Annotated in this window: 11 protein-coding genes; 4 read left to right on the top strand and 7 right to left on the bottom strand. The window is 67.2% G+C overall.

The features are described 5' to 3' along the window. Nucleotides 1–293: 293 nt before the first annotated feature. Together ACZ3HV_RS02440 and ACZ3HV_RS02435 are read left to right on the top strand one after the other, a co-directional pair. Nucleotides 294–2,129: an SCO7613 C-terminal domain-containing membrane protein gene (locus ACZ3HV_RS02440; protein WP_465680434.1), complete on the top strand. Its 1,836-nt coding sequence runs from the start codon at nt 294–296 to the stop codon at nt 2,127–2,129. Nucleotides 2,130–2,204: 75 nt separating this feature from the next. After that, nucleotides 2,205–3,743, top strand: a complete 1,539-nt coding sequence (locus ACZ3HV_RS02435) for a PfkB family carbohydrate kinase (RefSeq protein ID WP_465680104.1) — start codon at nt 2,205–2,207, stop codon at nt 3,741–3,743. A 31-nt stretch (nt 3,744–3,774) separates the two neighbouring features. Here ACZ3HV_RS02435 and ACZ3HV_RS02430 read toward each other — a convergent pair whose 3' ends face one another. Next, nucleotides 3,775–4,740, bottom strand: a complete 966-nt coding sequence (locus ACZ3HV_RS02430; RefSeq protein ID WP_465680102.1) for a Mom family adenine methylcarbamoylation protein — start codon at nt 4,738–4,740, stop codon at nt 3,775–3,777. Nucleotides 4,741–5,104: 364 nt separating this feature from the next. Here ACZ3HV_RS02430 and ACZ3HV_RS02425 point away from each other — a divergent pair, with 364 nt between their 5' ends. Both ACZ3HV_RS02425 and ACZ3HV_RS02420 read left to right on the top strand, forming a co-directional pair. Next, nucleotides 5,105–5,260, top strand: a complete 156-nt coding sequence (locus tag ACZ3HV_RS02425; protein WP_165553780.1) for a hypothetical protein — start codon at nt 5,105–5,107, stop codon at nt 5,258–5,260. A gap of 76 nt (nt 5,261–5,336) precedes the next feature. Continuing rightward, nucleotides 5,337–6,725, top strand: coding sequence for an amidase (locus ACZ3HV_RS02420; RefSeq protein WP_465680100.1), 1,389 nt, complete (start codon nt 5,337–5,339; stop codon nt 6,723–6,725). A gap of 3 nt (nt 6,726–6,728) precedes the next feature. Here ACZ3HV_RS02420 and ACZ3HV_RS02415 read toward each other — a convergent pair whose 3' ends face one another. From ACZ3HV_RS02415 to ACZ3HV_RS02390, 6 genes are all read right to left on the bottom strand, one after another. Further along, nucleotides 6,729–7,643: a hypothetical protein gene (locus ACZ3HV_RS02415; protein WP_465680099.1), complete on the bottom strand. Its 915-nt coding sequence runs from the start codon at nt 7,641–7,643 to the stop codon at nt 6,729–6,731. 143 nt (nt 7,644–7,786) lie between these two features. Continuing rightward, complete coding sequence (locus ACZ3HV_RS02410; RefSeq protein WP_465680098.1) at nt 7,787–8,290, bottom strand: hypothetical protein; 504 nt, start codon at nt 8,288–8,290, stop codon at nt 7,787–7,789. Between the two features lie 120 nt (nt 8,291–8,410). Next, nucleotides 8,411–10,132 carry an IucA/IucC family protein gene (locus ACZ3HV_RS02405; protein WP_465680097.1) on the bottom strand — a complete coding sequence of 574 codons (1,722 nt, stop codon included), beginning with the start codon at nt 10,130–10,132 and terminating at the stop codon, nt 8,411–8,413. Next, nucleotides 10,129–11,409, bottom strand: a complete 1,281-nt coding sequence (locus ACZ3HV_RS02400; protein ID WP_465680095.1) for a lysine N(6)-hydroxylase/L-ornithine N(5)-oxygenase family protein — start codon at nt 11,407–11,409, stop codon at nt 10,129–10,131. The genes ACZ3HV_RS02405 and ACZ3HV_RS02400 overlap by 4 nt, the downstream gene beginning before the upstream one ends. Next, nucleotides 11,397–11,945 carry a GNAT family N-acetyltransferase gene (locus ACZ3HV_RS02395; protein ID WP_465680093.1) on the bottom strand — a complete coding sequence of 183 codons (549 nt, stop codon included), beginning with the start codon at nt 11,943–11,945 and terminating at the stop codon, nt 11,397–11,399. Before ACZ3HV_RS02395 ends, ACZ3HV_RS02400 begins: the two co-directional genes overlap by 13 nt. Nucleotides 11,946–11,962: 17 nt before the next feature. Then, nucleotides 11,963–13,516, bottom strand: coding sequence for an IucA/IucC family protein (locus ACZ3HV_RS02390; RefSeq protein WP_465680091.1), 1,554 nt, complete (start codon nt 13,514–13,516; stop codon nt 11,963–11,965). Between the last annotated feature and the right edge of the window lie 102 nt (nt 13,517–13,618).

The raw sequence follows: 13,618 nt of genomic DNA, 5'->3' as shown, positions 1-13,618 counted from the left end.
CCGCTATCACCTGCCCGACGTGTAAGAGCCCGCTGCAGCTCACCATCGAGCCCGCGCCGGCTCCACAGCGTTACCCACAAGGTTTTCCACAGCCTCAGTTCGCTCCCGTTCCGGTGCCGCCGCCGACGTACCCGGCACCGCCCCCGCGGGGCATTCCAGCACCACCATCGGTTCGCGTTCCAGCACCAGCAGCGGTTGGCGTTCCCGCACCAGCGTCGGTTGGCGAACCTCGCCACCTCCCGCCGCCGCCCAAGCCACCGAAGCCTCCGAAGCCGCCTCACAAACCCCGGAAGCTGAGCCCGCAGGCCACTTTGCTGGGCCTGGGCGTCCTGCTGCTCCTCGCCGCCACCGTCACCTTCCTCGCCGTCAACTGGGACAGCCTTCCGGCCGCGATCCAGGCCGGCATCATCGGCACCCTTGCCGCGCTGGCGTTCGCGGGCTCCATCCCCGCCAGCCGGCGCTCCTTGGCCGGTACCGCCGAGGCCCTCGCCATCCTCGGCTGCGGCCTGCTCACCGTCGACCTGTACGGCGCCCGCGCCCTGAGCCTCGGCTCACTGGAAACCATCGACTGGTTCACCTACAGCGCGATCGTCTTCGGATCCCTTGCCCTGATCAACCTGTTGATGACCCGGCTCGCACCCCGCGTGGTTACTTACGGTGTCACCACCGTGATCGCCGGTCAGCTCCCGCTCCCCCTGATCCTGGTCGACCGGACGAACCTGCCGGTACTGCTTGCCGCCTTGCTGGCCCAGGTCGTCATCACCCTAGTCCTGTCGGCCAAGGGCACCCCCATCGTTCGCCGTACCGGAGCCATCACTTCGGCCGTGGTCTTCTGCGGCATCCTCGTCGCCGGCATGACGCGGACCTTCCTCGGTCTGCTCGCCACCTACTCGAGCACCTACTTCGACCTCACCGGTCCGATCCCCACGCACGCCGAGTTGCTGAAGACGGTCGCAACGGCCGCGGTCGTCTGTCTCGCCGCCGCGACCGGACTCGTCATCCTCACCAAGCGGCCACTCCCCGCAGCGATCCAGTCGGGAGTCGGCGAGGCCGTTTGCGCGGCAGCGGCCGGGTTCGCCGTCGCCACCTGCCTTCCGCAACTGCCCGGTCCCGGCCGCTGGCTGACCACCGGCGTCGTCGCCGCGCTCGGAATCACGGAGGTGCTGGTAGCCCGCCGTACCGGCAGGCTGGCGCTCGTCCTGCACGTCTCGACCATCACCGTCGCCGCGGTCGACCTCCTCTTCTGCCTGCTGACCGACGACATCCGGCAACTCGGCTACTTCGCCGCGACCGTCGCCGTACTGGCCGTCTTCGCGGCCTTGCGCAAGGTCGTCGACGCCGTTCCGGCCGCCGCGGTCGCTTCGCTCGGCGCCCAGTTCGCCATCGTGATGTTCGCCATCGACGATTACATCGGTTTGTGGGCCGGCGCCGTCAGTCTCGCGCTCGTCGGCGCGACCGGTATCGCCCTCGCCTGCCGGTACGTCGGTCAGCCGTTGGAGCGAGTGTTGATCTCGACGGCCGCCTGCGCCGTACTGCTCGCCCGGATCATGGCAGCGACGGTCGACGCGGACACCGCGACCGGCGTCGTACTCACGATCGCCGCCGCCCCCTTGGTTGCGTACGGCATGAATCCTGCCCGGCGCGCGGGTCTGCTGGTGGCCGGCGCGTTGCTGATCATCGCCAACACCGCCTTCGTTCTGGCATCCGGCGCCACCGCGGTCGAGTGGTTCACCGTTCCGCCTGCCATCGTCCTGCTCGGCATCGGCATCCTTGCCTGGCGCAACCAATCGAGCTGGGTCTACCTCGGCCCCGGCCTGCTGATCGGCCTGGTCCCGTCCACATTGCTTGCTGACAGCAACGACAACTGGATCCGCGTCACGCTCGTCGTCGCCGCGGCGCTCGCCGTCATCGTGATCGGCACCCAACGCGGGCTCCAGGCCCCCTTCGTCATCGGCGCCGCCGTCCTCGCCAAGATCGGCATCTGGCAGTTCCTCGAGGTCGCCCCGCTGATCCCCCGCTGGATCACCCTCGGTGCCGCCGGCGCCATCCTCCTCGCCGTCGGCGCCACCTACGAACGCCGCCTCACCCAGGCCAAACAAGCTGCCCGCTGGATCACCGCCCTGCGGTGACGCGCGCTCTCGGTTTCCCCCGTGGCCCCTGGGTCCGCATACTTGGTTCGAGGAGAATCGCGACCCGGGGGCCGGATGACGAATCGCAGCGACAAGCAGACGGCGGACGTGCTGCTGCTTGCCAGCGTGCTCGAGAAGCTCCGCACCCATGACGGCCTCACCATCGCCCGGCTGCACGCGAGTCGCTCCGGCATCGCCGCACCCCTGGTCGACCTGGCCGCCACCCGCCGCTTCGCCAGCGTCCACGATCTCGAGCCGGCCTCCGCAGCCCTCGACCTGGTCGCCACGTGCGTCCGCGACGACCTGCACGGCACCCAGCAACTGGTAGCCGACGCAATCCTCGCCCTCGGCCTCCACGCCGACATCTACGCCCGGGCCGGCATCGACGACCGCATCACCCATTCTCTGTACAGCACGTCCCTGGGCCGCCGCCGCGAAACCCTCCTCAACCACTGGCACCGCCTCCACCAAGCTCTGGGCCACCAACCCGGCGAAGCTCCCAGTGACCGAGCCCTACGCGGCACCACCGAACCCGCCGTCCTCCGGGAGCTGGCCAACCAGCTCATCCGCCGCGACATCTACTCCGTCGGCTCGAAGACCGTGGTCATGATGGACGCCGCGCCTGCCGCGAACGCTGCTCCCGCCGGTCAGGTGATCGTGGTCGGCGGTGCAGTGATGGACGCGACCTTCCGGGTGAAGAACACGCCGGCACCTGAGACGTCGAGTGAGGCCTACGGCTTCGATCTGTCGCCCGGCGGCAAGGGTTTGAACCAGGCTGTCGCGGCCGCCCGGCTCGGGATGCACACCTCCCTGATCGCCGCGGTCACCGACGACCGCTTCGGCGAGGAGATCATCCAGTACCTGGAGGACGAGGGCGTCGACACATCACTCGTGAAGCGCGTGCGCGGACGTCGTACGCCGTTCACCGGGGTGTTCGAGAAGGAACTCGGCGACAGCATCGCGGTCAACTGGCGGAACCAGAACGAGGTGTTCCTGTCGCCGGAGGACGTGGACGAACGGTTCGAGGCGGTCTCCGGCTGCGATGCGCTGCTGATGACCTTCGAGGTGCCCCGGGAGACGATGCAGCGAACGCTCGCCTTGGCCCACCGGGACCCGGACAACCGGCCGCTCGTGCTCGTGACGCCGGGCCAGCCGTACGTCGACGAGCGCATCTCGCGCGATGCGTTCCCCCGGATCGACTACCTGGTCGCGCACCCGTGGGAGCTCGGCCACTTCGCGTCAGCCGGCATGGTTCCGTTCGACCCCGACCCGGTCGCGCGGAATCTGCTCGCCTTCGGGGTGGAGACCCTGTGCATGCTCGTCAACGGCGGCTGCACGGTGTACTCAGGGGCCGCTCACGACGTGCTCAGCGTGCCGACGATCCCGTCGATCTACAAGGAGTCGGCGACCGCCCGGGACGCGTTCTGCGCGGCGCTGGCGGTGAAGCTGATCGACAACAAGCGGAAGTTCGACGGGGCGGTGGCCGTCTGGGCGGCGGCCGCCATGTCGTGCGCGACCACCGACTTCCCGCTGTCGAACTCGATGCCGGACCGCCTCCGCATCGAGGCCCTCCTGGCCCGCTCCCCCTTCACCGTCAACGGCGGCTTCAACTAATCGCTTCACCGTTGACGGCGGCTTCAACTGGTCAGCGGCGGAGGCGGCGCTGGTTCTCGAGCGGGACGGCTTCGGTGATGCCGCGCAGGCGGCAGCAGTAGATCACCGAGTCGAGCAGCTTGGCCCGGCTCTGCTCGAAGCGCCCGCTCGGGTTGGCTCGACGCAGTTCGCTCAGATTGGCGCCGCCGTACCGGGTCCGGAGCTGGCGCGGGCTGGCGTAGATGCCGTCGACATACAGATACGGCCGGGCCTCGATCGACATCCACTGCTGCCAGTTGGCGGCCCGGTAGCTGGCTCCGACGAACCCGAGATTCGGATCGACCGCCGTGGTCAGCAGTTGCACGCTGGGAATCTCGCGCCGGATCACCTGCCGGACCTTCGACAGCAGATACGAGATCGCATTCGCCGGCGCGACATCGAACGAATACACCCGGGACACGTCCCACGCCGCACCGAGCGGTACGCCGAACTGCGCCTGAATCTGCCGTCCGACCTTCATCCATTCCAGCGGGGAAACACTGCAGAGCGTCACCGGGAGCTTGTTCACCGGGTCCACCAGCGCGAAGTTCACCGAGCCCTCGCGGGCACTGCGCAGATAATGCAGATGGCTGAAGATCCGGTCCGCTTCAAGGTTCCCGAGCCGCACGAAACGCAGATCGGTCAACTCGTACTTGTCTTTCGGAATCAAGTCGTCGATGGCCCGCTGATCGCGCCGTAATCGGGCCGCGTTGCGATTCAGTTCCGCGATCACCGGCTTGAGCCCGATCATGCCGTTCGGGCGGGCCAGGCGCGGCAGGTGCAGCAGCGTACGGACGCTGAGCGCGCGCTGCGGGACGCCGTGCCGGTGCACGGCGTCGACGAGCAGGTCGGCGAACCCGGGTGCATGCCTTCGGCAATCATCGAGCGAAAGCCTGGCTGCTGGGGACACGTCGACTGCTGGGACTGGAGGCGGCGGGACGACCGCGGGAGCCGCCGGGCCGGCGGCGCTGATCACCACACCTGGAATGCTAGCCGACCGTTGCCGCGGCCTGGCAACTTCCCAACCGGACGAGTTTTGGCGGCGTGTTGGACCGGCGGCCGCCAATTGGCAGGCCAGGTCTGCCAATTGGCGCAAAGCGATACCAGGAAAGCTGCCAGCGTATCACCGCCGCCCGCCAAACACCCCGGACACTCCCGGAGCGAGGTTGCCAAAATCATGTCCGGACATAGAACCAGGTGCCAAATTATCTCCATTGACAACCGATTGTCGCGGCGTTCACTGAAAGCGTAACCAATAACGCCGAGCCGCCGCCCAACTCTAACCAGTGAGCGGCGAAAGACAAGAACTCAAGGGAAGTGAATCGAAGGAAAGAGGAAACGCCATGCCTCCCAACGAATTCGTCGCGACCGTCGTCGTGCTGGCCAGTGCGGTACTCCTGATCTCCTTCTGGAAACAGATTCTGTTCATTCTGCTCTTCGGGGTGGTCATGGTCTTCTGCTTCGGCCTCTACAACGTCGCAACCGCCATGGGGCGCTGAGCCGCAGCGCTCCGGCAACACCCGCTCGACACCCGCCCGGGACTCCCCGGGCGGGTATTTTTGTAGGCTCGCATTCGTGAGTGACTCCGCCGCGGATCTCAGCCTGACCGAGTTGCTGCCGTTATTGGCGCAGCGCAAACTCTCCGCGCGCGAACTCGTCGAGGATTGCCTGCGCCGGATCGACCTGTCCGAATCGACGATTCGCGCATTCGTCACCCGCACCCCCGAACTCGCGCTGGAGGCCGCCCACCGCGCCGACCAGGCCCGCGCCACGGGCGAGCCGGTCGGTGCGCTGGCCGGCGTACCCGTCGCGGTCAAGGACGTGTTCCTGACCAAGGGCGTGCTCACCACCGCGGGCAGCCAGGTGCTGGCCAACTACGTCCCGGCCGAGGACGCGGCCGTCTGGGAGCGCCTGTCGGCCGCGGGCGCCGGCTTGCTCGGCAAGACCACGACCCACGAGTTCGCCTACGGTACGGCGTCGACGCCGACGGCCAACCCGTGGGACGTACGCCGTACCCCCGGCGGATCGTCCGGCGGATCCGCGGCCGCGCTCGCCAGTCGCATGGTCCCGATCGCCACCGGCACGGACACCGGCGGCTCGCTCCGCATCCCGGCCGCCGCGTGCGGCGTCAGTACCCTCCGCAGCGCCCGCGGCCGGATCTCCCGGTACGGCGTGATCCCGCTGAGCCCCTCGTTCGACGTGGCCGGGCCGATGGCGCGCCGGATGCTCGACATCTCGATCCTGATGCGCGTACTGGCCGGACCCGATTCCCGCGACCCGGCAACGCGGGACGAGCCGATTCCGCCGTACCCGCTCGAGCCCCCGACCGACCTCAGCGGTGTCCGGATCGGGCTTCCGACCGAGATGTCCTGGCAGCAGGTCGACGATCGCATCGCCACCGTCTGCCGTGACGCCCTTGACCTGCTCGTCGCCCGCGGCGCCCACCTGATCGAGATCGACAGCCCACCGAACACCAAGGCCGTCCTGGAGAAATCCACCGGCGTCTTCGACACCATCAACGAGAGCGAAGCCCACCAGATCCACGACGCCCTGGTCCCCCACAGCCACCTCTACACACCCCAGGTCCGCGAACGCGTCCGCAAAGGCGAACGCATCAGCCCCGAACGGTACGCCGAAGCCCTCCGCCTCCGTGATCAGTGGACGCACGACTGGCGCGAAATCATGACCACCCATCGCCTGGACGCCCTGGCCCACCCGACGATCGACGCCGCTCCACCCCTCATCGACCACACCCGCCCACCCAAGGGCCCCCGCATCCGCCTCTCCGTCCCCTGGTCCATCGCCGACTTCCCCGCCCTCAACGTCCCCGCCGGCAAAGACCCCCGATCCCTCCCCGTAGGCCTCTCCCTAGCCACCATCCCCGAACGCGAAGCAGACCTCGTCAGCCTCGGCGTCGCCATCGACGAAGACCTACGAATGTGGCGCCACGCCCCCAGCCCCTGAGCCCTACTTCGGCGAACTGAAGACCGCCGCCCACCCCCGCAGCCCCCGTGACTTCGATCGCCTCACCACCACAGGCAGCCGAACGTTGGCCGCGACCGTCCGAGCACGGTTCTTCTCACTCGCCAAGCTGATCGTGACCAGTGAAGACGTGTCATCGGTCTGCCCGGCAGAGTGCAGCCAGAACTCGACGGAGTCGTACCTCAGCGCAACGCGATAGGGGTTGTCCGACGCAACCCGCAGGTTGGCGCCGTCCGTCGAGCAGGTCAACTTGAACTCGGCATCCGGCTGGTAGCTCTCGGCGAAGACGTACGTGGTGATGCGCAGCGATTCGTCGTGCACCGTCGTGATCCGGCCCTGGGCGTCGAGCACCAGCTTGCGCCGCGTGGTCTCAACCGGCGCGACCCGAAGGAAGGAGGAACCCTTGAACGTCGGGTGAAGCGCAAGTAGTCGCGCAGCACTGAGCCAACGCCGCGGAGCATCCTCCAGGACCTCGTCCGGCATCGCCGGGAAGCTCGAGGTAGCTGGGTAGAACTTCCCTCTCCTCTTCAACTGACCCATCATCCCGCGGCTCATCTCGACGATCCCCGCGAAGGACGGCGGGTACAGCTCGAGATTCGGATAGCCCCGCACGCGCAGCTGGAAAATCACCATGTCGGCAACCACGTCCGCCTTCACAACCGTCGCATACCGCACCGGCAGCACGAACGGCTCATGCGGCCGGTCCGCACCCACAAACCCCAGAACGGCGACCGCACCCACAACCTGCTGATGCCGCACCGCATCCTGCAGCGCAGGCGCAACCCACCGCATGCGATAGCGAAACTGAATGATGCCGCCTTCCGGCAGCGCCAGAGCGGTCTGGATATCCTCGGCGTACCGTCGGCGGTCATCTGACGAGAGAAGTAGCAGGCCGTTCATCGGTCCCCTCCCCGGTGCCGGCGCTAAAACCGCGCCGTCAGCTCACAGAGTCGTCGGCTAACCCTTCGCGGTGAAGCACATCAAGGCATGACCAACTGTCCATACACCTGCCGGCTCACCTCTCCGGGACCACAATCCACTGGTCAGCGCCCTCGGTCACCATTCGCATTTCCACCTACCAGTCTGTTTCTCCCCGGCGACGCCTGATGAAACCGTCGCGGTCGACACATTGCCGTAACGCCAATTGGTGCAGTCGTTTGACAGACATCCTCTGACGCGACTCGAACATTGGTGCCGTCTGTCGTGCAGGTGAGCTTGAATTCCGCATCCGGTGCATACTCCTTGCCGTAGATGGACGCGACGACTCGGAGGGACAACCCGTCGACCGTCCGGAGCCGCCCCGTCTCGTCGAATCGCACTTCCTTGCCTCGCTGGGTCTCGAGGGTGGCGACGCGGAGGAAGTACGAATTCTCGAAGCTGGGATGGAGTGCCAGGCGTCGCGCCGCCGTGATCCAACGGTTCGCGGCGTCGCGGCCGTCCTGTTTGGGCAAGTGAGCAGAGTCCGACGTCGCCGGGTAGAAGGCTCCCTCGGGAGTGACCGGCAGTTGGCTCAGGTTGTCGGATGAGAGAAGCAGCAGGCTCTGCATCGATCCCCCTCCTGGCGAGCCGGCGCCAATCTTCGCGTCAGCTCACAGAATCGTGTTGCCTCTCTGGATTTCTACCCAGGGAAACGCGATCTGATGCCCGAGGCATGGAGGGCTCGACTATCAAGGGCATTCGGGGCGGATGGGATGTGCATTCGACAACGGATTCGGGATCGTGCCGGTGGTGGGGATTGGCGGGCGGGTGGCCAGGTCTGCGTAGCCGAGGGTCAGGCGGTAGCCGTTCAGGGGGTAGCGGGCGAAGGTTTCGGCGGTGAGGGCGGTGGCGGACAGGCGGTCGGCGTACTCGGGGTGGGTGGTGGTGTAGAGGTCGACTTCGCCTCGGGCCAGGCCCCAGAAGGTTTCGGCGGGGATGAGGTTGAGGTCGGCTAGGGGGTTGAGGACTCCTAGGAGGAGGGCGTCTACCAGATATTGGCGGAGGATGTGCCACGGCTTGCGTGGGAGGACTCGGTGGTGGGAGTCGGGTTCGGGGCCTCGGGCAAGGATGGGGGTGGTGGAGATGTTGATGTCGTCGACCAGGTCTTTGATGACCAGGCGGGACGGGAGGCCTTCGGGGGTGCAGATGATGACTAGGTTTTCGCCGTGGGGGTTCACGGTGATGCCGTAGTGGTGCATGAGATGGAGTAGGGGGCGGAGGAGGGTGGCTAGGAGGTGGCTGATCCAGGTGGCGGCCTCGGCGCCGGAGCGGGTGACAAAGGCCTCGGTCAGGCCGGGGTGGAGGACGGCGGCAAGGGGCCAGACGGTCTCGCCTTCCCGCAGGCGAGGGTCGACGGGGTCGCGCCAGATGCAGCCTAGGGTTTCCGTCCATTGGTAAGGGATGCCGGGGGCGGTGGAGAGTTGTGGGTGGCGGACGGTGACGGAGGCGACTTCGCCCAGCAACTCCGTGCCCAGGCGGGCGAAGACCTCGTCGCGGTACCAGAGGCCGCGGAGCCACTGGGTGATCATCGGAGCCGCGAGGGTGCAGTGTTCGGGGATGCCGCGGTAGACCGAGGTGTTGAGGATCTTGAGGGGCAGCTTCACCTGGTATCGCAGGGGTGAGGAGATGTTCACCATCGTCCGGATCGACTGCGTGGGCAGGTACTCGTCCGGCCCTTCCCCCAGTACGACGATCTCCCCCGTGGCCAGCTCACGCGCCCACTGCGTTCGTACGACGTGGTCCAACTGCCACGGGTGACACGGAAGCCATACATACGAGTCCGGATCGACTAGCTGACCGCGGAACTCCTCCAACACCGATGGGCCCAGCTCACGCCCGACCACCGAGTGCTCCGACAAGTCCGGCGTACCGCGGAACTCTGCAAGCCCACGCCGTACGGCGAGCCACACCAAGCGCAGCGGAGTCCGTGCCTCCGGCGTATAGCGCAGACTGTCCTCCGCAGAAAACCCTAGTCGGCCCTTGTTGGCCACCAGCAACGGATGACCGGTCAGATGCCCTTCCAACCGGCTGTGGTGCAGCTCCAACAGCTCAGAAGCCGGCACAGCACTGGAAGCCATCCGTACGTCGGCCGCCAGCGTGCTGGTCAACTCCGCGACATAGCCAGCCACGGTTGACCCGTCCAGCCCCAGTACGCCGGCCGCGTCGACGAGGAACTGCACTGGGTCGGTCGCGACCTCACTCTCGTCGTTCCCGAGGATGCCGGCCGTGGTACGGCGTACCGAGTCGACTGCGACCCGCCAGCTGCCAAACGCGCCACGGGTCGCCTCGAAGGTGTATGACACCTCACCCAAGTCCAGGCGATTGTCGACAGGCTGCAGCAGGTTCTCCGTGCAGAACTGCGAGATCAGCTTCGCCAGCAGCTCTGCCGAACAGCGATCCCAGTGATTCATCCGGGGATGGCGAAGGTCGTGAAGGCCGTGGACTTGGGCAAGCGGAACACCTCACGCCCGGCCACGCTGTTCAGGATGCCCGCATTGCGGATCGCCCCGATGCCCAGGTCCGGAGCAGCGACACCATGGCTGTGCAGATCCGCGTTCGCCACGAAGATCCGGCCCGCGAGTTCGTCGTCCGCGTGAACACTGTGGTCCCGGTTGATCACCCAACGCCCCGCGGCGTCACGCGTGATCCGATCCTCCACCGACGTCAGAAAGGGCAGCGTGCGGTTGCGGTAGCCGGTGGCCGCCACCACGGCGTCGCAGTGGTGCTGGAACGTCCTGCCGCTGTCGGAGTGCTGCAGCGTCAGCTCGACACCGTCTGCACGAGCCACCGCGGACACCACGGCCACGCCGACCTGCAGCTCGACCGGTGCGACGGGCGCAGCACTCAGATCGCGCTGGTAGAGCACGTCGTGGATGTCATCGAGGGTGTCCGACGAGATGCCCTTGTAGTGCCGCCACTGCTCCTTGACCAACTTGTCGCGGGCCGCCTCGTCCAGTGCGTGGAAGTAGTCGACGTACGACGGTGTCGTCATCTCCAGCACGAGCTTCGAGTAGTCCAGCGGTGTGAACGACGGAGTCCGGGTCAGCCACGACACTGCAGGCCCACCGTCGGCGTTGGCGCGCAGCAGGTCGAGAGCACACTCCGCACCGGACTGGCCGGACCCGACGACCGTGACCCGACCGGTCCGTAGCAGGTCCTCCCGCCGGAACAGGTAGTCCGCGGAGTGCAGGAACCGCTCCTCGGGCAGTCCGGCCAGTGCAGCCGGAACAGCGGGCTCAGTGCCCACTCCAACGACCAGATGCCGGGTCTCGAACGTCTCCACGACGTCGCCGCGCTCCACAGTGAGCTCGAACGCAGAGCCGGTCCACACAGCGTCCCGCACGTGGTGGCCGAAGTGCAGTGAGTCCAGCTGCGCCGCACACCAGCGCAGGTACGTCTCGTACTCGCGCCGCGTCGGATGGAACTTCTCCCGTACATAGAACTGGTACAGCCGGTCGTTGTCCCGCAGATACGACAGGAACGACAACGGATGCGCCGGCTCCACCAGGCTGACCAGGTCCGCCAGGAAAGACACCTGCAGCATCGCGTCGTCGAACATCAGCCCGCGGTGCCAGGTGAACTCGGGCCGGCTGTCCAGCACAGCGAGTTGTACGTCGTCCACACCGGACGCCAGCGCAGCCAGCCCGAGGTTGAACGGGCCGCAGCCGATCGCGATCACGTCGTACATGTCATGCCTCCCGATTCCTGCATGGTCCGGGTGCGAACCATCAGTAGTGCTCTCTTGTCGGGCAACTGCAGCTCCCCTTGCTGGACGAAGCCGGCCGCGACGAACGCACGGACGGACGGCGTGTTCTCGAGGTCCGGCTCGGCCACGACTCGCTGACAGGCCGGATCGGCCCGCAGCACCGCATCCGCGAGCGCACGCAGCAGTTGGCGCCCGAGCCCGCGTCCGACCCTGGTGAGGTCACCGATGGCGACGTGCACTCCCCAGTCGTGCTCGTCGCTGGCGTAGTACTCCGCCAACCGGTCGTGCCGTACTCGGTACAACTCGACGTACCCGAAGTCCTCCGCGTCGACCGCGGCCACGCACGGCACCGAGTGCTCCCCCACCGCCTGCCGGGTGATCTCCTGCGCCCAGCGCTCCACCGACCAGTCCTGGTGCCACCACTGCCTGATGTGCGGCTGCGCCATCCACAACGCGATCCTGCCGGCATCCTCGGCACCGGCCGGGCGGAGGTCGAAACCGTTGTCCAGGTGGAGCATCGGCCCGGTATCACACCTCATCGGAGCGGGTTCGGGATGTCGAGATAGACCGACTGCGCATCCAGCGGGGCGACGACCTCGTCGATGCCGCGCAGCCGGGTCATCATGTTGGCCTTGCACGGCAGCGTCTCCGCCTCGAGCCAGCGCCGGGCCAGCCGATCGCCATCCGGCCCAGCCGCCTTCAGCAAGGGCAACGCCAGCGTCAGCCGATCGCGCACCACGCTCAGCAGCTCGCCCTCGTCCGCAAGCCCGTCCACGGCCAGGCAGCCGACAGCGGCCAGCGCCTGGTTGTGCAGCAGGTAGTAGGTCAGTCGATCGTCGACAATCGGATCATCGACAACTGCCAGCGTCGAGTCGCTCAGGCCGGTCACGCCGAGCAAACCGCGCAGGTACGACGAAGCCAGGTAGTAGCCCTGGTTGTCGCGATACGCACCGCCCTTGATCCGCCCGAGCCCATCCAGCCGGACGAGGGTGTTCTGCTGGTGTGCTTCCAGTCCGATGCCGGTCTCGGCGTACAGGTGCAGCATCGGGATCAACACATGGTCGATGTACGTCGCCACCCAGCCGGCCGGGTCCTCCGCGGCGTACTCGCTCAGACGACTGACACCACCCGGACGCGGCGCAACAAGACCGGCCAAACATGCATAACTGTTGACATCTGCCGGCACCTCTCGTACAGCAACGTCAAGACCAGTCAATGTTGGTCCACCTTCGTCAAGAGCAACCCACGCGGGGTCGCGGACGATGGTGAACCGCGGGTGCGCGGTCGCCGTACCGGCGTTGTAGGCCGCGTCCAGCAGCCGGTTGATCTCCAGCCCGCGGCGGAGCTCGGTCGGCGTCGACTCGCGCCGGGAGTTGGTGATGCGCAGTCCGAGCGACAGCTTCAGCATCACTGGCAGGTCCGGGTGGAAAACAGTCCGCAGACTCGACGTCGGGTACCACTCGGCACCCTGCGGACCGAGAGCCTTCACCCGGCCGGCCTTGACGAGCGAGGCCACCCGCGGACGCTGCAGTACGGACGCCGCCTGCCACGGATGGGCCGGGATCAGCATCCGCCCGGCCGACGGAGTGATACCGGCCAGCGCGCCCATCAACTGCACGGCGTCCAGTCCCTGTAGCGAGGGCGCGCCGGCCACTTGGTCCGACGACACCAGCTCGGCATCGGCTTCGAACCAGTGCAGTGCGAAGCGGCCACCGAGCTCCGGCGAGTACGCCGCCAGTTCGTCACCGCTCAGTCCGTCCCGGCTCTTCGGCGCAGGGTGATTCAGGTGCCCGAGCAGCAACGCCTGCTCCAACTCCAGGAAGCGCCCCGGCCCGCGTTCACCGTCAGCCGCCGACACGAACAGGTCGACGTTGCGCACAGACTCCGCGGTCCGCGCCGCCAGGTCGTCGATTTCAACCGGATCCGCATCCGCGGACAGCAACCTGACCAGGTCTTCAGGAACCGCCGGTACGCCGTCGACCTGCACATCGGCGAACTGGTGCAAACCGGTCCGCGACGCGTGCTCCACGCGCGCTGTGACGGTCGAGTCGCCGACCTGGAAGCTCAGCGTCCCCACGGCCACAGGCACAGCGGTCTCCCGCGTATAGCACCGCAGGATCGCATTGAGATGTGCAACAGCCGCTGTCGAGGTCATGGGGCCTCCCGGCCTGGACTGAGGAGCGGAGGGAGC

It is taken from the genome of Kribbella sp. NPDC020701 (assembly GCF_055562215.1).
This window is presented reverse-complemented; position numbering and strand designations above follow the sequence as displayed.

Bases quoted from the DNA above. Each gene is read 5' to 3' on its own strand.
- ACZ3HV_RS02435 (WP_465680104.1), top strand. From the start codon at position 2,205: ATGACGAATCGCAGCGACAAGCAGACGGCGGACGTGCTGCTGCTTGCC.
- ACZ3HV_RS02405 (WP_465680097.1), bottom strand. From the start codon at position 10,132: ATGAATCACTGGGATCGCTGTTCGGCAGAGCTGCTGGCGAAGCTGATC.
- ACZ3HV_RS02400 (WP_465680095.1), bottom strand. From the start codon at position 11,409: ATGTACGACGTGATCGCGATCGGCTGCGGCCCGTTCAACCTCGGGCTG.
- ACZ3HV_RS02410 (WP_465680098.1), bottom strand. From the start codon at position 8,290: ATGCAGAGCCTGCTGCTTCTCTCATCCGACAACCTGAGCCAACTGCCG.
- ACZ3HV_RS02415 (WP_465680099.1), bottom strand. From the start codon at position 7,643: ATGAACGGCCTGCTACTTCTCTCGTCAGATGACCGCCGACGGTACGCC.
- ACZ3HV_RS02395 (WP_465680093.1), bottom strand. From the start codon at position 11,945: ATGCTCCACCTGGACAACGGTTTCGACCTCCGCCCGGCCGGTGCCGAG.
- ACZ3HV_RS02425 (WP_165553780.1), top strand. From the start codon at position 5,105: ATGCCTCCCAACGAATTCGTCGCGACCGTCGTCGTGCTGGCCAGTGCG.